Below are 19,997 nucleotides of genomic sequence, written 5' to 3'. Positions count from 1 at the left end.
TACAGAAATGATGGACCGTAAAGAGAGGATGATAAAAATGGCAATTAAAACAGAAATGGTTGGACAAACATTTGGCCCTTTTGTAACAGAATATGATTTCAAAGATTTAATTCTTTTCGCGCTTGGCTGCGGTGCTGGTATCGATGGAAAAACGGATCTTCAATACGTTTATGAAAAGGATTTAAAAATTCTTCCGATGTTTGCAGCAATGCCAATTGTAGATAGTGAAGTGACAAAAACGATCGATTATGGCTATAACTATGCAGGATCACTTCACTGGGGATTTGACTTACAGTTTCATCAACCACTAACAAAATTGTCTGGCAAATTAAGCACACACGTCCTACTTAAAGGGTTATATGACCGTGGACCAGATAGAGGATTGTTAGCACAGCATGTAGGAGATACTTATGACGAAACAGGTACGAAAATATTTACAAATGAAAGCTGGGATTGCTTAATTTATGATGGTGGCTTTGGAGGCCCAAAACCGCCAAAAGATATTGTTGAAATTCCAGAAAGAGAGCCAGACTTTGAGGTTGAAGAGCGAATTCCAGAAAATCAAGCATTAATTTATCGACTATCAGGGGATTATCACCCTCAACATATAGATTGGGAGTATGCAAAAGAGAATGGACAAATGAAGCCGATTCTTCATGCTGTAAGCTTTGCAGGAGTGGCATGTCGTCATTTCATTAATACATTCATTCCAGGAGAGCCTGAAAGATTAACACGTTTCAAAACTCGTATTACAGCATCGCTTCTTCCAGGAGCTACACTTAAGACACAAATGTGGAAAATGGGTGAAAATAAAGTTCACTTTAGAGTAATCGATGCGTATACACAAGCAAAACCTTATTTAAACTTTGGCATTATTGAATGGAAATAAGAAGCTTCACAAAAGAGTTATTTCAATAGAAGTAGAAGAAGTGCTTTTTATAATAATATTTTGATAGGAAGTAGGAGCGGGGTTCTAATAGGAATATTGAAAGCGAGTATACATTTTTCAGCATGCTTCAGAAATATTGCTATATTCCAGCTGCTTCGCTCAGCTTCCTAATATGCTGAGAAAATAAATCGATGTTACGTAGATAATTAATGTTAAATGTATTGTAGATAATTGATGTCTTAGCTTTAACTAATAAAAGAAGGTGTACGATAATGAGTAAGCAATCCAAAAAAACGCTCGATGATTTTGAATTAACGCCTTTTCTTAAGAAGATGATTTTATTCGCCAGTGGCGGTCCATTTTTAGATGGGTATGTTCTCGTTATTATTGGTGTTGCTTTAACTCAATTAGGACCCGAATTGAATTTAGATGCACATTGGAGTGCTTTAGTTGGAGCCGCTGCCTTAGCAGGGATTTTTATCGGTACTGCTCTATTTGGATATGTAACGGATTTAGTAGGGCGACAAAAAATGTTTACGATCGATATTATTGCAATTGCAATCATTTCTATTGCGACGATGTTTGTTTCTACTCCGATGCAGCTTGTTATTATGCGATTTTTGATTGGAATTGTTATTGGTGCAGATTATCCAATTGCAACCTCTTTGGTAGCAGAATTTACTCCTCGAAAGTATCGAGCACTTTCGATTGGATTTATTGCTGCAGTTTGGTATGTAGGTGCAACTGTGGCGGATATTGTAGGGTATTATTTGGTCGATGTAGAAGGCGGCTGGAGGTGGATGTTAGGAAGCGCTGTCATTCCTTGTATCATTCTCTTAATCGGAAGGTGGGGCACGCCGGAATCACCACGATGGCTGGCACGCAAAGGTCGTGTTGCTGAGGCTCAAGCTATTGTAAATCAATTATTTGGTGAAAATGTAGAGTTAGAGCCTGAAGAAGTGGAAAAGACTCAATATAGAAAGATATTTACAAAAGGTTATTTCAGTAGAATGATGTTTATCGGAACGATATGGGCTTGTCAAGTTGTCCCGATGTTTGGTTTATACACATTCGGTCCACAAATCATGGGTGCATTTGGATTTGGAGCAGGAAAGCAAGCTATTCTAGGTGATATTGTTATTAGTATGTTTTTCTTACTTGGATGTGTGCCAGCAATGTTTTTGTTAAATTCAATCGGTCGCCGTCCATTGCTTATTTGGAGCTTTGCTGTTATGAGTTTTTCCTTAGCTATTTTAGGTATTTTCCCTTCCGCTAATATATGGGTTGTTGTTGCAGCCTTTGGAATGTATGCATTCTTTTCTGGTGGTCCTGGAATTTTACAATGGCTTTATCCTAATGAGCTTTTTCCAACAGAAATTCGCGCCTCAGCAGTAGGTGCAGCGATGGCAATAAGCCGGATTGGGACCGTCCTGTCCACATATGCCCTGCCTATCTTCATGGGGTCATATGGAATCGGACCAACGATGTTAGTAGGAGTAGGCATCACGGTCATTGGATTAATTGTGTCAATAGCGATGGCTCCGGAGACAAAGGGATTGACCTTAGCTGAATCAAGTTCGTTGGATTTTAAGCGTTAGGAAATTATGGCAAGGAGAGTAGCAATGAATCTAAAATCTAAAATGTTAATAGGTTTATTAGTACCTGTAACCATATTTATTGGTATTTTAAGCTATTATGCTTATAACACATCTAAAGAGGCGCTAAGAGAACAAATTCTTCAAACCAATCAATTAACAACTAAATATTATAGTGAATCCATCTATAAAGATTTAGTGAAGCATGAATTTACCACCCAGAACTATGCAGACATTCTAGCTAAGAAAGATATGTCTATGGAGGAACTGCGTGATTTTGTTAAGTATCCTTTAGATGAGGAGAACGGGATTACGACAATGGCTTTTGCCTTCGAGGATCAAAGATATGTAGATAGTGATAATTGGATACCTCCAAGTGACTATGATCATCGGACAAGAGAATGGTATCAGCAAATTTTTGGATCTACTGGTGGCCCGATCTATTCTGATGTTTATCGTGATATCACAACTGAAGAAAATTACCTTTTATCTGTTGTCGGTACACCCATTTTTAGAAACGGTGAAAAAATTGGTGTCGTTACTTCTAATGTAAAATTGGATGATTTATTGCTTAAATTAAGAGAAGCTAAAATCGGCGAGTCGGGCTATGTTTTTGTAGTAAGTAATAAGGGGGAATTAGTTAGCCACCCTGAGTTTAAGCCAGATGAGTTGATACAAGATATTTATGATGGTAGCTTAGGAGAGTTTTATCAAAAGATTCAAACCGAGCCGAATGTTGTTGAAACCGTCGAGATAGATGGGGTAAACAAGTTAATTTCTTCAGCGCCAATTGGGAATACAGGGTGGTTTTTGTGCTCAACGATTGATGAGTCTGAATTGTTTGCTAAAGTTGATACAATGGCTTATGGGCTAGCTGTTGGGGGATTCATTGCTGTTCTTATTTTATGTGTAATCATAATTTCTACAACAATGAAGATTATAAAGCCATTGCAGGTGATGATGAAACAATCACAAGAAATGGCGGAAGGTAATTTCGGTGATTCTTCAGTGATAATCAAATCACGTGATGAAATCGGCAAGCTTGCTCAATCCTTCCAAGAAATGAAACAGAAGCTTCGTCATTTAATAACTCATGTCAATACGTCGGCTGAGCATCTAGCTGCATCAAGTGAGGAACTGACGGCAAGTGCTGAACAGTCATCTCAAGCTGCCGAGCAGATAGCAAATTCAATTACGTCGGTAGCATATGGGGCTGATAATCAGATGAAATCGGTACAGCAGGCTGTTAATACTTCTGCACGAATTACGAGTGATATTGATCATTTGTCAGGAAATGTGTCCGTCATTCTTGATAAGACTTTACATACCTCTGAGAAATCCCAAACAGGAAAAGACATTGTCGGTCAGGTAATGACCCAGATGGAAATGATTGAACAAAGTACGACGACATCGTCAAAATTAGTTAGTAGTCTTGGTGAACGCTCGAAAGAAATTGGTCAGATCGTCGACACAATCTCGAGTATAGCTGGGCAAACGAATTTACTAGCTTTAAATGCAGCTATAGAAGCGGCGCGTGCTGGAGAGCATGGCAAAGGGTTTGCGGTCGTTGCTAGTGAAGTAGGGAAACTCGCAGAACAGTCACAAACTGAGGCAAAGCAAATTTCTGAGTTGGTCGAAAGAATTCAATCGGATACGGAAAAAGTCATCATTTCAATGTTAGAAGAGAAGAAAGAAGTCGCTTTAGGTTCAGAGGTTGTTCATGAAGCACAGAAGGTATTTAGTGATATTGATATGATGATTGCGGAAGTTTCAACAATGGCAGAAAAAATCCAGCTCATAACTGAACAAATATTGGATGGTAGTAAGGAAATTAATGAGGAAGTTCAGAAAATTAATGAAGTGAGTAAGGAAACGGCTGATGAGACACAGACGATATCAGCGGCAACTGAGGAACAGACGGCATCGATGGAGGAAATGTCTACAGCTAGTCAGAGCTTGGCCAATCTGGCGCAAGATTTGCACAACGCGATCAGTAAATTTAAAATTTAATGCTTTTTAAAATCATACATTCCGTGGGAGAACTATTATGCTGATTAATGGGAATGAAATAAAAACCGTTGCCATCGTTGGTACGGGCGTTATTGGTGCTGGTTGGGCAGCGAGATTGCTTCATAGAGGGATTGACGTAATCGCAACGAATCCGAGAGAGTCGGCTGAGGAAGAGATTAGAGAGGTAGTAGCTAACGCAGAGGCAGCTGTAGAGAGAATTATTTCTGTTCCAGCTGATAAGAAAGGTAAGCTCTTTTTTACACCTGATTTAAAGGAAGCGGTAGAAAAGGCAGATTATATTCAAGAGAGTGTTCGTGAAGTTGAGGAAATTAAAATTTCTCTACTGAAGGAAATCTCACTATTTGCTAAGCCAAATGCCATAATCGGCTCTAGCACTTCTGGACTTTTACCATCAAGACTTCAGTCAGAAATGATGAATCCAGAAAGATTTGTCGTTGCTCACCCCTTTAACCCTGTCTACTTATTGCCATTAGTAGAGGTTGTAGGAGGTGAAAAGACTTCGGCTGAGGCTATTGAAACAGCATCCCAATTTTACGAAATGATCGGGATGAAGCCGTTAAAGGTAAGAGTCGAAATCGATGGTTTCATTGCGGATCGATTACTAGAGGCTCTTTGGCGAGAAATATTACATATGGTGAATGATAATATTGCCACAACAGATGAATTAGATCAAGCTATCATTTATGGTGCTGGCATAAGATGGGCGTTTATGGGAACGAACTTAACTTATTGGCTAGCTGGTGGTAAAAAAGGCATGAGACATTTCATGAGTCAATTTGGCCCAGCATTAAAATTACCATGGACAAAGCTAGAAGCGCCAGAGCTTACTGAAGAATTGATAGAGAAGATGGTAAATGGTACAAATGAACAATCAAAAGGACTTGAACTTCGTGAATTAGAAAAAGTAAGGGATCAATGTATCGTTTCAATTATGGAAGCCTTGGCACAGTACGACTATGCTTCTGGAAAAATATTAAACAGGGATAGAGCGATGCAAAAGGGAAGGCTTTCTTAATATATGAAAAGATGTACAGAGAAAAATAACCTTAACACTTTAGCTTAGAATATGCTAGAAGTGTTAAGGTTATTTTTGATTTATCCCTGATTTTACCTTAGATTATTCAATGTGAATATCATGCTGGATATCGATACCAAGTCGTTTCAGTTTATAGAATAGGCATTGTCTAGTCAAACCTAATTCAATTGCAGTTTGATTCATATTGCCATTATTGCGTTTAAGAGCTTGAATGAGCAAATCCTTTTCAACTTGGATCATGATTTGTTTATAGTCATTGCTTTTTGGCATAGCGATAGGAAGAATATGACACTGGTTGTTTTTTTCCTGAAGGAATGCAGGTAAATGCTTTGCGAGTAAGGAAATGTCAGTAGGATCAATCATATTCATTGCATGCTCAATACAATGACTTAATTCGCGAACATTTCCTGGCCAGCTATGGCTCTCCAATATTTGAATGAAATCTGGTGACATTTCACGAACTTTTCTTCCTAAAATTTTATTATATTTGTTAATGTAAAACCATGATAATGTAATGATATCCTCTTGTCTTTCTCGTAAAGGAGGAGATTCTAATGTGACGACAGCTAATCTATAATAGAAATCACTTCGTAGTTTTTCAGTCTCGATTGCTTCGATCGGGTTAATATTCATCGCACTTATAATTCGTGGGTTAATCGGGATTTCTTTGTTTCCCCCTACTCGACGAATACGATTCGTTTCCAATGCTCTCAGCAGCTTAGACTGAAGAACGATACTCATTGAATTAAGCTCATCAAGGAAAAGGGTTCCATTTTTTGCCTCTTCAAATAATCCCGGTTTATCTTCTGCTCCGGTAAATGCCCCTTTACTTGTCCCAAAAAGGATGCTTTCTAATAATGTTTCTGGAATAGCCGAACAGTTTACGGCAATAAAAGGCTCTTTAGCCCTTGAGCTTTCGTTGTGAATGCTCTGGGCAAACAGCTCTTTTCCTGTCCCGGTTTCTCCTAAAATCATAATTCGAGATTCAGAACGCGCCATTCTTTTCGCAGTTATTATGACACTTTTCATACGATCTCCAGAACCGATAATGTCATCGAAGCAAAATTGGGTTCCATTATTATTTGATTTTTGCACTTGTTTATTAAGTGCTTTTTGAAGCTGTAATACTGTGTCTGTAAGGGCTTGAATTTTACTTGTGTCACGGCTAATAGCAATGGAGCCAATGACTTCGTTCCCAGAACAAACTGGATAAATATCCATAACAAGCTCAATCGGTTTTCCATCGACGGAAGGATATTTTAAAATTGTATTTTTAAATACTCGTTTTTCAAGTATTGCTCTAATATGCACACTGTTTTCTTTACCTAATTTGTAAACATCTAATACATTTTTTCCTAATATATCACAAGTTGCGTAACCATCTATGTCTTCAAAGTCTTCTGATACAAAAACAATTTTCCCAGTTGCATCAACGATTGAAAAATAACAATCCTCTAATCCGTTTAAAGATCTAATGATCAGATCGTAATCCGCATTTATATTCTGACAACATGTCTCATGTTCGTTCATTCTTATTTGAGATCCTGACAGATTACTTCTAGTCATTTTGTGCATCTCCTAATCTCACTATATTTTTACAAAATGCTGAAATTAAAGCTGTGAAAACTATAATTATATTGATGTCCTAGATAACTTGAAGCCTCTATATTATTTTCTCATATTTTTCAATCGATAACGACCGTACAAAAACGAACGTTTTATTAACGTTTTCATTAATATGGCAGAGATAATAGGGAGAAGGAGCTATCCATAGTTCGGACAGCTCCTTCTCCCTATTTTGCAACTATTTGATGCGCTTTTTTGTGTTCATTGTGGCTCTATGAGAGTATGATGAGACCCCTTCTGCCGCATTTTCATTTATGCAGTAGTCTCAAGAGAGGTTTATGAGACCACTCCTGTCGCAATTTCATTTATGTAGTAGTCTCCAAAGAGCGCCATGAGACCACTCCCCCTGTATTTTCATCTATACAATGGTCTCCAGAGAGCGTTATGGGACCACTCCTGTCGCAATATCATTTATGTAGTGGTCTCCAAAGAGCGCCATGTGACCACTCCCCCTGCATTTTCATCTATACAATGGTCTCCAGAGAGCGTTATGAGACCACTCCCCCTGCATTTTCATCTATACAATGGTCTCCAGAGAGCGTCATGAGACCACACCCTCTGCAACTTTCATCACACTGTGGTCTCATGAACCACATTTAAGACCCAAATTTCTCTTAGAAAGAATAAATATTCAATTGCGTTGCCCTATTAATCTTTCTTCTTTCCTGCAAGAGTCTCATATGCAGAGTCATCTGGTGCATCTCCATTTGGCCAGTCATAAATCTTATCTGGGAAGTCTGGACGCTCTTGAGCATTAATATAAGCCGCAAGATTCATTGCTTCTTCATCCGTTAATGAACCCGGAGCATAACCACCCATTTCAGTTTTAGGCATAAAGGTTTGAATAAAGCCAGCAGCAGTTCGCTTTCTAGCCATTCCGGCACCAATATTATATGAATCATCACCCCATAGAGCTAAACCTGCCGGCGCATCAGAACCACTTGCATGGCAAGTGATACAAGCTTTATTGTATAGCTCTTCACCTTTTGCAATATCGACATTTACAATATCAGCTTCTGATTTTTTTAATTTTGCCCAAGGCCTTTCGGTTGTTCCATCTGGAACATTTTGTGAGATATAGTCATAGAAAGCAACCATTGCTTTCATTTCTTGAGAATCTTTCGGTAATGGTTTTCCGTTCATACTTCTTCTAAAGCACCCATTGATTCTGTCCTCGAGAGTCACTTCTTTACCTGCACGAGGATTATAGGAAGGACTTGTTTTAGAAATACCGACAAGATCTAGTGCACCTTCATATCCACCATTTGCATGGCAGCTTGCACAAGTTAATTTATTACCGACATATTCGTCTAATAGTGTACTCGTTTCATTGGCATATTTATATCCAAGCTTAATTAATTCCCCTTCTTCCCCGTCAGGTACATCATCCATACTTGGAGGGGCATAAGGGTGTTTAGCTGTTTCTTCTGCTTTTTCCTTGTCATCTACAGCAGCCACCTGTGAATCTTCTGCAACATTTTGTTTAGAGTCTTTTACTACATAAATAGTAATGGTAAAGCCTAATATTAATACTGAGACGATAGCAAGAATAGATGAAAGTACTGGTTTATTCATTCTTATCTTCCTTTCTTTTATGCACTTATTTATTTCGCCCTCAGTATAAAAACGAATTGTTAAGATTTGATTAATATACTCGTGTCTAAATTCTGAATTTTCTCCAAAGACACAAAGTGTTCACACATAAATTTGAACGCTTTGTGAACTATTTCTCATTCTGTAGTTTTTCTTCCTATATATGTGACAATAATTACTGTTAAAATACTAGTTTCCTACTAATATGAACTCATAGGTTATTATGACTATATATTTCACATTTACATCACTATTAATCTGATAAATGTGATATTTGTAACAGAATGATTATGATTATCTTCATAAAATACAATGGGTACACTCCATTAAAGGGGCGAAACATGATGAATAAAAAAGGATGCCCAGAAGAGTTTCCTATTACTCTTAAAATAAATGGATATGAGGTCGCGGTTTTCCAGTTAACGAACGAGGACTTAGAGGACTGGGTTTATGGCTACTTATTTTCTGAAGGGATGATAGCGGTTTCAGAGGATATTTCCTCTATAAGCTATGATGAGGGAACTGGAATATTGGACGTACTACTGAAAGAGGGCTTTGATCCTGAAGTAATGTTCTCAAAGAAGAAGCATTACACGGCAGGTTGTGGGAGAGGGGTCACCTTTTTTTCAATGACGGACGTGAAAACGTTTGCTAAAGTGCAGTCTGAGAAGACGTATCTTTTGAGTTATATATTAAAAAAACGAAGTGAATTTGCCAAGAATTCTCCATTATATGCTGAAACTGGTGGCATGCATGGAGCTTGTATTGTAAATGCGGACGGAGAAATAACTGTTCGTGAGGATATTGGCAGACATAATGCAGTCGATAAAATAATTGGACATGCGCTTAGGAATGATTTAAATCCAGAAGAGCTGCTGCTATTAACGACTGGGAGGGTTTCATATGAAATGCTTTCAAAAGCAGCGAAATTCGGATTTCCAGTCATTGGTTCAAGGACTGCGGCAACAAAGCAGGCTGTACAGCTAGCGAAATTTTTGCAAATTGAAGTGGTCGGCTATTTACGAGGGAGAATGGCTGTTCCGTATACTTCATTTGGTCGAGTGATAAACAATCTTGAAGACAGAGTTTTGGGGGTTCATCCAAATTAATTTGGATTTTTTTATATAAATTCTATTCATGTAGTTAGGGGGAAAAAACATGGATTTTACAAGGAGACAGTTTCTGAAATTGTCGGGTGCCGTGGCTGCTACTTTAGCTGTAGTCGAGCTTGGCTTCGATGAAAAGGGAGCTAAGGCGAAATCCAAGGAATTCAAAATTGCCGAACTAAAGCCAACATCCACTATTTGCCCATATTGCTCAGTTGGTTGTGGGATTTTAGTTTATTCTACTGGTGATGATGTTATTTACACAGAGGGTGATCCTGATCATCCAATTAATGAAGGAACATTATGCAGTAAAGGTACAACGGTTCGTCAAGTATTTACATCTGAAAAACGGATTACAAAACCAATGTATCGCGCACCTGGAAGTAGCAAATGGGAAGAAGTAGATTGGGACTTTGCACTAGATAAAGTAGCCAAGAATATTAAAGAAACCCGTGATAAAACATTTGTCCATCAGGATAAAGGAGTGACAGTTAATAGAACTGACGCGATTGCCTATTTAGGTGGAGCTGCACTAGATAACGAAGAATGTCATTTACTTCATAAATTATTCCGTGCAGGTTTAGGATTATCCTATATCGAACACCAGGCCCGAATATGACACAGTTCAACGGTTGCCGGTCTGGCACCTTCATTCGGTCGTGGAGCAATGACAAACCACTGGAACGATCTTCAGTATGCCGATGTATTAATGGTAATCGGTGCGAACCCTGCTGAGAATCATCCGATTAGCTTTAGATGGATTTCTAAAGCGATCGAAAAAGGCGGGAAGCTAATATCAGTAGACCCGCGCTATACAAGAACATCGCAAATGGCAAATATGTATGGACAGCTTCGTTCTGGAACAGATATTGCCTTTATTGGCGGTATGATTAATTATGTTCTGGAACATGAGCTTTATCATAAAGAGTATGTACTGAATTATACAAATGCTTCTTATATTGTTGATGATAATTATTCATTTAATGATGGTATTTTCAATGGCTATGATGAGAAAACAAGAAAATATGATAAGAAGCAATGGAGCTTTAAAAAGGACGAAGAAGACAAGATCATGAAGGATCCAACATTAAAAGATCCTCGTTGTGTATACCAATTATTGAAGAAGCACTATTCCCGCTATGATGTTGATACGGTTACTGGTGTAACAGGAACTGATAAAGAAACATATATCGACATTTGTAAAACATATGGTTCCACTGGAGAAGTAGGTAAGGCAGGAACGATTTTATATGCGATGGGTGGAACACAGCATACAGTTGGTACGCAAAATATTCGTGCCTATGCGATTCTACAATTATTACTAGGTAATATTGGAATTGCAGGTGGCGGTGTAAACGCACTTCGTGGAGAATCAAACGTTCAAGGTTCAACTGACTTCGGTCTCCTATATCATAACGTACCAGGATATATGGAAGTGCCAACAGATACGGATGTCACTTATGAAGCCTTCCTAGAAAGGATTACTCCGAAAGGTGGCTTCTGGACGAATAAGCCGAAATTCTATACGAGTATGCTGAAATCATTCTATGGTGACAGTGCAACGAAGGAAAATGATTTTGGCTATCATTTCATGCCGAAGATCGGAACTGGAAAAGACTATTCTTTCATTCGGTTATTTGATGCGATGTATCGCAAAGAGCTTGAAGGCTTAATTATGTTCGGTTCAAACCCTGTAGTTGGCGGACCAAATGCTGGTCAAGCGATTAAATCGTTAAGCAACTTAAAATGGATGGTTGCCATTGATTTATTTGAAACAGAAACATCTGCATTCTGGCAGAAAGAAGCTGGTTCAGACCCTGCATCCATCCAAACGGAAGTCATTTTCTTACCAGCATGTTCATCTTATGAAAAAGAAGGTTCAATAACGAACTCTGGACGCTGGATGCAATATCGCTGGCAAGCAATTGCACCAAAGGGCGAATCAAAAGCAGACTTAGAAATAACTCACATGCTGGCACGCCGCTTAAAAGAGCTTTATAAAAATAGTACGAAGCCTGGTGATCAGCCAATTAAATCTTTGCATTGGGAGTACGGTAATACCGATCATCCAGATATTGATTTAGTTTGCCGAGACATCAACGGATATGATTGGAAAACGAAGCAGCAAGTGAAAGCTTTTGCGGATCTGAAGGATGATGGTTCTACAACTGCAGGCTGCTGGATTTACACCGGTTTCTATCCAGAAAACGACAACTTAGCGAAACGCCGAGACAACACAAACGAAGGTATGAGCAACTTCTTGAAATGGTCTTATGCTTGGCCTGCTAACCGTCGAAATTTATACAACCGTGCAAGTGCAGACTTGAATGGAAAACCATGGAGCAAGGATCGCGTCGGAATTTACTGGGATGCAGCTCAAGGTAAATGGGTAGGTAATGATGTTCCAGACTTTGCTGCGACAAAAGGTCCGAACGATCCAACTTTCAATGATCCATTTATTATGATTGCAGGTGGTAAGGGTGGACTATTCGCAGGTATTAATGAAGGTCCATTCCCAGAGCATTATGAGCCATATGAAAATCCGATTTCTAATGCATTTTCAAGTGTTCAATTAAACCCAGCTGTTCAGTTCGGCGAAAAAGAAATAAATGTACGTGGTGATGTTTCAGAATTCCCGGTTATTGCAACTACTTATCGTGTATCTGAACATTGGCAATCAGGAATCATGACGCGCAACGTCCCATGGTTAGCTGAGCTTGTTCCACATATGTATGTTGAAATAAGTGAAGAGCTGGCTAAAGAACGAGGCATTGCGAATAAGGACCGAATTATTGTGTCATCTGCTCGTGGTGAAATTGAAGCATATGCGATGATTACGAAACGATTTAAGCCATATAAGCTTAAAGACAAAACGATGCACCATATCGGAATGCCTTGGCATTTTGGCTATAAAGGAATTGCAACAGGTGCAACTGCCAACCGCTTAACACCAAATATTGGAGATGCTAATACGACTATTCCTGAATATAAAGCATTCCTTTGTGATGTTAGGAGGGCAAAATAATGGCAAATTATGAATATATTAAATTTGTTGATGTAACGAAATGTGATGGCTGCCGTGCATGTATGGTAGCGTGTAAAAACTGGAATGACCTTCCTGCAGAACCAGAGGAGTTTCAAGGAAGTGTGCAATCCCATAAAACACTTACAGCGAATACTTGGAATGTCATTACTTATGATGAACAAGAAACAGCTAATGGTAATTTCGAATGGTTGTTTAGACATAAGTCTTGTCACCACTGTGTAGAAGCTGCATGTGAAAAAGCATGTCCTGAGTTTGCGATTAGTCATACTGAATTTGGTTCTGTTGTTGTTGATGCAGACAAATGTGTAGGCTGTGGATATTGTGTGAATAACTGTCCGTTTGATGTTATTCAGCTTGCGACATACTTAGACAATAAAGGAAAAGAATACCGCAAAGCACAGAAATGTGATCTTTGTACAAATCGTTTAGAAGAAGGCTTGCGCCCTGCATGTGTAACAGCTTGTCATACAGATTGCTTAGTTTATGATGAAAAGGATAAGGTTTTAGCTGAAGCTGAGCAACGTTTAGCGAAAATTAAAGAGCGCTTCCCGAATGCGAATATTTACAATCCACAAGGGATTAAAGGAACAACAACTGTATATCTTCTAGCTGACAAGCCATCTGTTTACGGGCTTCCTGAAGATCCGAAGGTTCCTCTATCTCAAGTCGTTTGGAAAGATTATGCACATCCAATTGGCAAGGCATTATTAGGAGCGACATCAATGGCGGTAATTGCTTCAGTCATTTCTTCTGCGATTAATAAGGAAAAGGGTAATCATGAAGGAGGGCAGGATCATGAGTAAACCTCAGAAAATGGTTAAGCGTTTTAATAAAGGTTTCATCATATCCCACTGGGTAAATGCAGGTGCGTTTTTCGTCCTATACATTTCTGCCCTTCCAATGTACACTGAGTTTTTTAACTGGCTCTATCCAGTATTTGGTGGCCCTGCTGGTGCTCGTTTAGTGCATAGAATTGCTGCTGTCGCATTTATGCTGCCACTGTTTATTATGATTATTTTTGACTTTAAAGGATTTATGAACTGGATGAAAAACATCTTTTCCTGGAAAAAGCATGATCTGCTATTTTTTAAGGAATTTCCGAAAGAGTTTTTTGGCTTGAAGTCAAACGTTCCGAAGCAAGATTTCTTCAATGCCGGTGAAAAAATTAACTCTTGGTTAATGATTATTACAACTTTAATGTTAATTGGTTCTGGTATTGTGATGTGGGTTGGCAAAGGCTTCTTCCCTTATGGGGTTATTATGTGGGCATATCCAATTCATGCAATTGGCCTTGGTCTTGCCGCAGCTGTAGCAATTGCACATATTTATATGTCTTTAGTCCTTGCACGTCCTTCGATGAGAGGGATTACAAAAGGGGATGTGACAGAGGAATACGCAAAAGATCACCATGGTCGCTGGTATGATGAGCTTCAAGAATCAGATAAAAAGAAGAAGAAACATGCTTAAGCGAAAATTAATAAATGAACATTGAAATAACAATGAGAAAGAGCTACCCTGAATTCAGGGTAGCCTTTCATCTGTTGTATAGAAAACTTTAAAATGAAAGTGGTGTTTTTTATGGCGAAAAACAGTGTTCTTGATAATAACTATGAGAAATTGCAAACAGCAATTCAAGCTTTACATGATACGTGGATTGAACAAATTAATGACATGACTATTTCAAATTTAGAGAAAATAAACAAAGGAAAGTTTCCACTTATTCCACAAGTAGAAATCAAGATTGATCTTCAACAGTATCGAACTTTTATTGTGGAATTGCTTCAATTGATTGGTGAGAATAAATCAGAATTACAAGATGAAGGAAAGAAAATAACTGTCCTTTTAACAACAGAACTGCTTGAAAAATGGTTTAAAGAAACAATTGCTGTAAATCAATTTTATTTTCATAAATTTGCTGAAGAAAATGGCATTCCAGAGTGGCTTCCAGTTTTTGTAGCTGAACATGCAGCACGTCCGTATATTCAAAAGGCAACTGAACAATTAGCCGAACCATTAAAAGGTGGAAAAGACAGTCATGCTTGTCCTTCTTGTGGTGAACCAGCTCGTTTTGCCTTAGTCGGAAAAAATGGCGGTAAAGAGATGACATGTCCACGCTGTCTTCACCAATGGGATGTAAAGAAGATTAGCTGTGCGCATTGTGGGACAGAAGGAAATCTAGTTGTTCTCAAAATTGAAGGAGAAGAAACAGCTGAGATTCATGCTTGCAATAAATGTAAGGGATATACTAAAGTTATTGATATAAGGAAGCTATTTAAAAAGGAATCTCCTACATTACTAGATGTTAAAAATATTCATTTAGACTTTATCGCTCAAGAAAAAGGCTTTGGCATTCAGGAAGAGTCCAATTCCCATTAATGGGTAGGTGAGATAATGATGACGGCGACAGGAATTATTAATGCTGGCGGCAAATCGAGCAGAATGGGAACGAATAAAGCATTATTAAAAATTGGTGAAAAAACAGTAATTGAGCAAATTGCTGATGAACTAAAAAAGGTTGTCTCAAGCATTATTATCGTGACAAACACACCAAGTGAATATGAATTTCTCGGCCTTCCGATAGTTGAGGATAAATGGAAGGGTATGGGACCGCTTGCAGGTATACATGCAGGCTTAAACGCAACAAAAACGGATAAAAATCTAGTTGTTGCTTGTGATATGCCTTTTATTTCTTCTGAATTAGGAGCAGTTTTACTTAATTATTTACACGATTATCAGGCAGCTGTGCCACAAATATCAGGTCAGCTTCATCCGTTATTTGCGGCATATCGTAAGGATGTAAAAGAGGAAATTAATAACTCCTTACAAAATGAACAGCTGCGGATAAGATATTTTTTACAACATGTACAAGCAAAAATTGTTACTGAAGATGATCTGAATGAGTTAAAGTTTCCATTCCAGGCTAGTCATTTTTTTAATATGAACCATCCTGAGGAATTTGAAGAAGCTTTAACATTATTCAGCAACTTTAATCATGATCAAAATGAAAGCAAGAATGCTTTCAATGATGTGGGCGTTCAAGATGATAAAAAGCTAAGAGAAAGCAGAGATTAACAATGAAATTTTTCCAAGTTAAATCGGTGGAGGAAACGTTCAAGTTAATAAGGGAACAGATTCATCCGTTAACTGAAAAGATTGAGAAACCACTTTTTGAAGCGCTTCATTTCGTGTTGGCTGATGATGTATACACAAACGAAAATGTCCCTGATTTCCGTCGTTCCACTGTTGATGGATATGCAGTCAAGGCTAAAGATACATTCGGTTCATCAGAAAACATGCCTGGATTTCTCACCCTTATCGGAGAGGTTCGAATGGGAGAGGCTGCGTCAAAAGCCATTCAGTCAACAGAAGCGATGTATGTTCCTACAGGTGCTATGATCCCTGAAGGTAGTGATGCTGTTGTCATGATTGAACATTGTGAGAACATGAGCGGCTTGCTTAATGTTTATCGGCAATCCGCTCCAGGAGAAAACATCATATCGATAGGGGAAGATATGAAAAAGGACGATCTTCTTTTAGCAAAAGGAACGAAGCTTCGTTCACAGGAATTAGGGGCCCTTGCTTCACAGGGAATTACAAAAGTTTCCGTCTTTCGCAAGCCTGTAATCGGCTATTTATCATCAGGTGATGAAATTGTGCCAATTGAAACGCAAACGCTTGCACCTGGTGAGATAAGAGATATGAATTGGATAACCATTGGTGCTCTTGTATCGGAATGGGGCTTCACCTTTCAATATGGAGGAATTGTGAAGGATAATCGTGATGAGTTTGAACGAAAAGCACGGGAACTGCTCGAGATATCAGATTGTTTAGTCGTATCTGGTGGAAGTTCAGTTGGTACAAAGGATTTTTCGGTGGATGTGATTCAATCACTTGGGGAGCCGGGGGTTTTCGTTCATGGTGTTTCAATTAAACCGGGAAAACCGACGATTTTGTCAGTAGCGAAGGAAAAGCCGATAATTGGTTTACCAGGCCATCCCGCTTCAGCTGCTATTATCTTCCGTTTATTTGGAAAAGCAGTTTTAGAGCAGCTCCAAGGGATTCGTTCTCATGAAAAACAACTGACGTTTGCGAAGGCAACGAAGAACATTCCATCTGCAACAGGTCGAACAGACTATGTGAGGGTGCGACTTTTTGAAGAGAATAATCAATGGTTTGCAGAACCGATATTTGGGAAATCTGGCTTAATCTCGACCCTAGTACAAAGTGACGGAATGATTGAAATTGCAGCACCGAGTGAAGGCATTCAAAAAGGGGAGCTCGTTCCCATTCGATTATTTTAAATCATTGATGATGTCTTTCCACTTCTGTAAGTGGGTATGAATGTAAAAGGGCTTTCAAATTCAGCAGGGGGGTGGATATGAATGGCAGCCTTTCATTATAAAAGGAAAGTTTATTTAGAAGATGAGCCCCGCAGCGAGGCTAGACAACAAATGCTTTCTCAATTTCAGCCTAAGAGAAAAACGGAGTGGATTGAAAGCAGCAATTCGCTTGGAAGAGTAACAGCGGAACCCATTTTTGCGAATTCTTCTATGCCGCATTACCATGCCTCAGCGATGGATGGGATTGCAGTATGTGCAGAAGCAACATATGCGGCTCATGAGCAAAATCCAATTCAACTAAAGCAAAATGTGGATTTTATGTATGTAGATACAGGGAATGAGGTTTGTTCGCCGTTTGATGCGGTTATTATGATTGAAAATGTCGAAGAGCTTGATGAGGATACTGTGGAAATCATTGAGCCTGCTTCACCATGGCAGCATATTCGTCCCATTGGAGAAGACATTGTTCAGGAAGAAATGCTCTTTCCTCAAGGGCATATGATTAGACCTGTTGATATCGGGGCCCAGCTTGCCTCGCGTGTATTAACAATTCCAGTTATGAAAAAGCCAATTGTTACGGTTATTCCTACAGGAAATGAACTTGTTCATGCAGATGGTTTAGTTGCTACTGGAAAACTAGTAGAATTTAACGGTTCTGTCATTTCGAATTATATTCATGAATGGGGTGGAGAGTCTCGTTTACATCCGATCGTAAAAGATGAACCAGAAAATATTAAAGCCGTTCTTTTGGAAGCGGCAGAACAATCAGACATTGTTGTGATAAATGCAGGTTCTTCGGCGGGCTCAAAGGATTATACGGTTCATATCATTGAAGAAATTGGTGAAGTTTATACACATGGGGTTGCAACGAGACCAGGAAAACCAGTGATCATCGGAAAGATCGGACATACAATGATTGTAGGCGTTCCTGGATATCCAGTATCAGCCTATTTAGCGCTTGAGTGGTTTGTTCGACCACTTATTTGTGATTATTTGCAAATTCCTGAGCCGGTTAGACAAACATTAAAGGTAAAATTAGGTCGTCGAATTGTCGGAACAATGGGGGCTGAAGATTTTATTCGCATGAATATTGGGTTTGTGAATGGAGAATTCATAGCGAATCCCCTTTCAAGAGCGGCTGGTGTAACAATGTCCTTAGTGAGAGCAGATGGTCTTCTAGTCATCCCTCCTACTCAATTGGGCTATGAGCAAGGGGAAACGGTTGAAATTGAGCTTTTAAAGTCACTAGAGGAAATTAAAGATTCAGTTGTATTTATTGGAAGCCACGATTTAACACTTGATCTATTATCTTCTCATCTTAAAAAAGTGAAAAAAACATCGAAGCTAATGTCCTCTCATGTCGGGAGCTTAGCAGGGATTATGGCAATCAAGAAGGGGGAAGCCCATGTGGCCGGAATTCATCTTCTTGACCCTGAAACAAAGGAATACAATTTATCTTATATCGAGAAATTTTTAGCTAACGAAGAAGTAGTTCTTTACCCATTTTTGAAACGAAAGCAAGGTTGGTTATTGCCAAAGGGCAACCCACTTCATATAAAAGATGTCACAGACATTAGCGACAAGCAAGCCCACTTCGTTAATCGTCAAAAAGGTGCGGGAACAAGAATTTTATTTGACATGCTCTTAAGAGAAGTAGGGTTAAATTCAGAAAGTATAAACGGTTATGATCGTGAAATGTTCTCTCATTTAAGTGTTGCAGCCGAAGTGAAAGGAGATAGTAAGGCTGTAGGTCTTGGAATCTATCCAGCTGCTAAATCAATGGGGCTTGATTTTATTCCTGTAGCGGACGAGCATTATGATTTACTTATGACAAAGGGATTTTTTGAAAGTGAACAAGGAAAAACGATAATTGGAATAATTCAATCCGCAGAGTTTAAAAAGCGTGTTGATGAAATTGGCGGCTACTCAATCGAAGTCAACCCTGAACCAATTTATTTTCCAAGATCAGAAAATTGAGAGTTTCTTGTTAGTGAAGTCCCTGTGTTTTCAATTTTTCTAAATTAAGAGGTGATGAAATGGATTACCAAATATCGAAGGAACCAATCATTATTCAGGAAGTAATTGATAAGGTCGTTCAACGTGAAGCTGGAGCAATTACAACCTTTATTGGAACAGTCCGCGAATTAACTCACGGCAAAAAAACACTTTTCCTCATTTATGAAGCTTATGAGTCGATGGCTGTTAAGAAGCTTGAACAAATTGGTGATGAGATTAAGAAACGCTGGGAAGGTGCGGAGGTAGCGATTACGCATCGCGTTGGGAAATTAGATATTACAGATATTGCTGTAGTTATCGCCGTATCTACGCCACACCGTGCAGACTCATATGAGGCAAATCGTTATGCGATAGAGCGGATTAAGGAAATTGTTCCGATTTGGAAAAAGGAACATTGGGTAGATGGAGAAGAATGGGTTGGAAATCAGCTTGAAACTGTAGCATATCCAAAAGGAAAACCGGAGGAGAAGGACTTAAATGAATAAAATTTTGTTTTTTGCTCATTTACGAGATGTCGTCGGCGGGGAATCAATCGAATGGGATGCAAAGGGCTTAAAAGTTACTGATCTGAAAAAGCTAATTTCCGAAAAATATGAAGCAATAAATCTTGATAATGTGATGACAGCCATTAATGAAGAATTTGCTTCAGATGAAGAGATTATTCATGAAGGCGATATGATTGCCTTTATTCCGCCAGTAAGTGGTGGCTAATGAACGAG

General features: G+C 38.8%; 16 protein-coding genes. 14 read left to right on the top strand and 2 right to left on the bottom strand.

The features are described from left to right. The first annotated feature begins 37 nt into the window (after positions 1 to 37). The 4 genes from KDN24_RS25210 to KDN24_RS25190 all read left to right on the top strand — a co-directional run bounded on the left by KDN24_RS25210 (position 38) and on the right by KDN24_RS25190 (position 5,530). A complete protein-coding gene (locus tag KDN24_RS25210; RefSeq protein ID WP_409970985.1) occupies positions 38 to 889 on the top strand; it encodes a MaoC/PaaZ C-terminal domain-containing protein in 852 nt (283 codons plus the stop codon). 272 nt (positions 890 to 1,161) lie between these two features. Further along, positions 1,162 to 2,487, top strand: a complete 1,326-nt coding sequence (locus tag KDN24_RS25205) for an MFS transporter (protein WP_491348222.1) — start codon at positions 1,162 to 1,164, stop codon at positions 2,485 to 2,487. A gap of 24 nt (positions 2,488 to 2,511) precedes the next feature. Beyond that, on the top strand, positions 2,512 to 4,494 hold the full coding sequence (locus KDN24_RS26390) for a methyl-accepting chemotaxis protein (RefSeq protein ID WP_525931263.1): 1,983 nt from the start codon (positions 2,512 to 2,514) through the stop codon (positions 4,492 to 4,494). A gap of 37 nt (positions 4,495 to 4,531) precedes the next feature. Further along, the gene (locus KDN24_RS25190; protein WP_409970987.1) at positions 4,532 to 5,530 is read left to right on the top strand and encodes an L-carnitine dehydrogenase; all 999 of its coding nucleotides are present in this window, start codon (positions 4,532 to 4,534) and stop codon (positions 5,528 to 5,530) included. Between the two features lie 102 nt (positions 5,531 to 5,632). Here the strand turns inward: KDN24_RS25190 and KDN24_RS25185 are convergent, their stop codons facing one another. Beyond that, positions 5,633 to 7,117: a sigma-54 interaction domain-containing protein gene (locus KDN24_RS25185; RefSeq protein WP_409970988.1), complete on the bottom strand. Its 1,485-nt coding sequence runs from the start codon at positions 7,115 to 7,117 to the stop codon at positions 5,633 to 5,635. Between the two features lie 708 nt (positions 7,118 to 7,825). Continuing rightward, entirely contained in the window at positions 7,826 to 8,752 is a 927-nt protein-coding gene (locus KDN24_RS25180) for a c-type cytochrome (RefSeq protein ID WP_409970989.1), read from the bottom strand. 362 nt (positions 8,753 to 9,114) lie between these two features. On the opposite strand from KDN24_RS25180, the gene fdhD reads away from it, so the two are divergent. The 10 genes from fdhD to moaD all read left to right on the top strand — a co-directional run bounded on the left by fdhD (position 9,115) and on the right by moaD (position 19,989). Next, on the top strand, positions 9,115 to 9,879 hold the full coding sequence (gene fdhD, locus KDN24_RS25175; protein WP_409970990.1) for a formate dehydrogenase accessory sulfurtransferase FdhD: 765 nt from the start codon (positions 9,115 to 9,117) through the stop codon (positions 9,877 to 9,879). Positions 9,880 to 9,928: 49 nt separating this feature from the next. Further along, on the top strand, positions 9,929 to 12,901 hold the full coding sequence (gene fdnG, locus KDN24_RS25170) for a formate dehydrogenase-N subunit alpha (RefSeq protein WP_409970991.1): 2,973 nt from the start codon (positions 9,929 to 9,931) through the stop codon (positions 12,899 to 12,901). Continuing rightward, positions 12,901 to 13,725, top strand: coding sequence for a 4Fe-4S dicluster domain-containing protein (locus tag KDN24_RS25165; protein ID WP_409970992.1), 825 nt, complete (start codon positions 12,901 to 12,903; stop codon positions 13,723 to 13,725). The genes fdnG and KDN24_RS25165 overlap by 1 nt, the downstream gene beginning before the upstream one ends. Then, positions 13,718 to 14,389, top strand: coding sequence for a formate dehydrogenase subunit gamma (locus tag KDN24_RS25160; protein WP_491348221.1), 672 nt, complete (start codon positions 13,718 to 13,720; stop codon positions 14,387 to 14,389). The genes KDN24_RS25165 and KDN24_RS25160 overlap by 8 nt, the downstream gene beginning before the upstream one ends. Positions 14,390 to 14,500: 111 nt before the next feature. Continuing rightward, the gene (locus tag KDN24_RS25155) at positions 14,501 to 15,298 is read left to right on the top strand and encodes a formate dehydrogenase accessory protein FdhE (protein ID WP_409970993.1); all 798 of its coding nucleotides are present in this window, start codon (positions 14,501 to 14,503) and stop codon (positions 15,296 to 15,298) included. Positions 15,299 to 15,316: 18 nt separating this feature from the next. Next, on the top strand, positions 15,317 to 15,994 hold the full coding sequence (gene mobA, locus KDN24_RS25150) for a molybdenum cofactor guanylyltransferase (RefSeq protein WP_409970994.1): 678 nt from the start codon (positions 15,317 to 15,319) through the stop codon (positions 15,992 to 15,994). A gap of 2 nt (positions 15,995 to 15,996) precedes the next feature. Next, entirely contained in the window at positions 15,997 to 17,223 is a 1,227-nt protein-coding gene (locus KDN24_RS25145; protein WP_409970995.1) for a molybdopterin molybdotransferase MoeA, read from the top strand. Positions 17,224 to 17,304: 81 nt separating this feature from the next. After that, positions 17,305 to 19,239, top strand: coding sequence for a molybdopterin biosynthesis protein (locus KDN24_RS25140; RefSeq protein ID WP_409970996.1), 1,935 nt, complete (start codon positions 17,305 to 17,307; stop codon positions 19,237 to 19,239). Between the two features lie 59 nt (positions 19,240 to 19,298). After that, positions 19,299 to 19,763, top strand: coding sequence for a molybdenum cofactor biosynthesis protein MoaE (locus KDN24_RS25135; protein WP_409970997.1), 465 nt, complete (start codon positions 19,299 to 19,301; stop codon positions 19,761 to 19,763). Continuing rightward, on the top strand, positions 19,756 to 19,989 hold the full coding sequence (gene moaD / locus KDN24_RS25130) for a molybdopterin converting factor subunit 1 (RefSeq protein WP_409970998.1): 234 nt from the start codon (positions 19,756 to 19,758) through the stop codon (positions 19,987 to 19,989). The genes KDN24_RS25135 and moaD overlap by 8 nt, the downstream gene beginning before the upstream one ends. Positions 19,990 to 19,997: the final 8 nt, after the last annotated feature.

It is taken from the genome of Cytobacillus sp. Bva_UNVM-123, assembly GCF_046351715.2.
Lineage (GTDB): Bacteria > Bacillota > Bacilli > Bacillales > Cytobacillaceae > Cytobacillus.
Note: the sequence above shows the minus strand (reverse complement) of the source record. Positions and strands in the feature narration are given on the sequence as shown.

What these genes read in the sequence shown, in the direction of transcription:
- KDN24_RS25210 (WP_409970985.1), top strand. Translation starts at nt 38, where the DNA reads ATGGCAATTAAAACAGAAATGGTTGGACAAACATTTGGCCCTTTTGTA.
- KDN24_RS25205 (WP_491348222.1), top strand. Translation starts at nt 1,162, where the DNA reads ATGAGTAAGCAATCCAAAAAAACGCTCGATGATTTTGAATTAACGCCT.
- KDN24_RS26390 (WP_525931263.1), top strand. Translation starts at nt 2,512, where the DNA reads ATGAATCTAAAATCTAAAATGTTAATAGGTTTATTAGTACCTGTAACC.
- KDN24_RS25190 (WP_409970987.1), top strand. Translation starts at nt 4,532, where the DNA reads ATGCTGATTAATGGGAATGAAATAAAAACCGTTGCCATCGTTGGTACG.
- KDN24_RS25185 (WP_409970988.1), bottom strand. Translation starts at nt 7,117, where the DNA reads ATGACTAGAAGTAATCTGTCAGGATCTCAAATAAGAATGAACGAACAT.
- KDN24_RS25180 (WP_409970989.1), bottom strand. Translation starts at nt 8,752, where the DNA reads ATGAATAAACCAGTACTTTCATCTATTCTTGCTATCGTCTCAGTATTA.
- fdhD (WP_409970990.1), top strand. Translation starts at nt 9,115, where the DNA reads ATGAATAAAAAAGGATGCCCAGAAGAGTTTCCTATTACTCTTAAAATA.
- KDN24_RS25165 (WP_409970992.1), top strand. Translation starts at nt 12,901, where the DNA reads ATGGCAAATTATGAATATATTAAATTTGTTGATGTAACGAAATGTGAT.
- KDN24_RS25160 (WP_491348221.1), top strand. Translation starts at nt 13,718, where the DNA reads ATGAGTAAACCTCAGAAAATGGTTAAGCGTTTTAATAAAGGTTTCATC.
- KDN24_RS25155 (WP_409970993.1), top strand. Translation starts at nt 14,501, where the DNA reads ATGGCGAAAAACAGTGTTCTTGATAATAACTATGAGAAATTGCAAACA.
- mobA (WP_409970994.1), top strand. Translation starts at nt 15,317, where the DNA reads ATGACGGCGACAGGAATTATTAATGCTGGCGGCAAATCGAGCAGAATG.
- KDN24_RS25145 (WP_409970995.1), top strand. Translation starts at nt 15,997, where the DNA reads ATGAAATTTTTCCAAGTTAAATCGGTGGAGGAAACGTTCAAGTTAATA.
- KDN24_RS25140 (WP_409970996.1), top strand. Translation starts at nt 17,305, where the DNA reads ATGGCAGCCTTTCATTATAAAAGGAAAGTTTATTTAGAAGATGAGCCC.
- KDN24_RS25135 (WP_409970997.1), top strand. Translation starts at nt 19,299, where the DNA reads ATGGATTACCAAATATCGAAGGAACCAATCATTATTCAGGAAGTAATT.
- moaD (WP_409970998.1), top strand. Translation starts at nt 19,756, where the DNA reads ATGAATAAAATTTTGTTTTTTGCTCATTTACGAGATGTCGTCGGCGGG.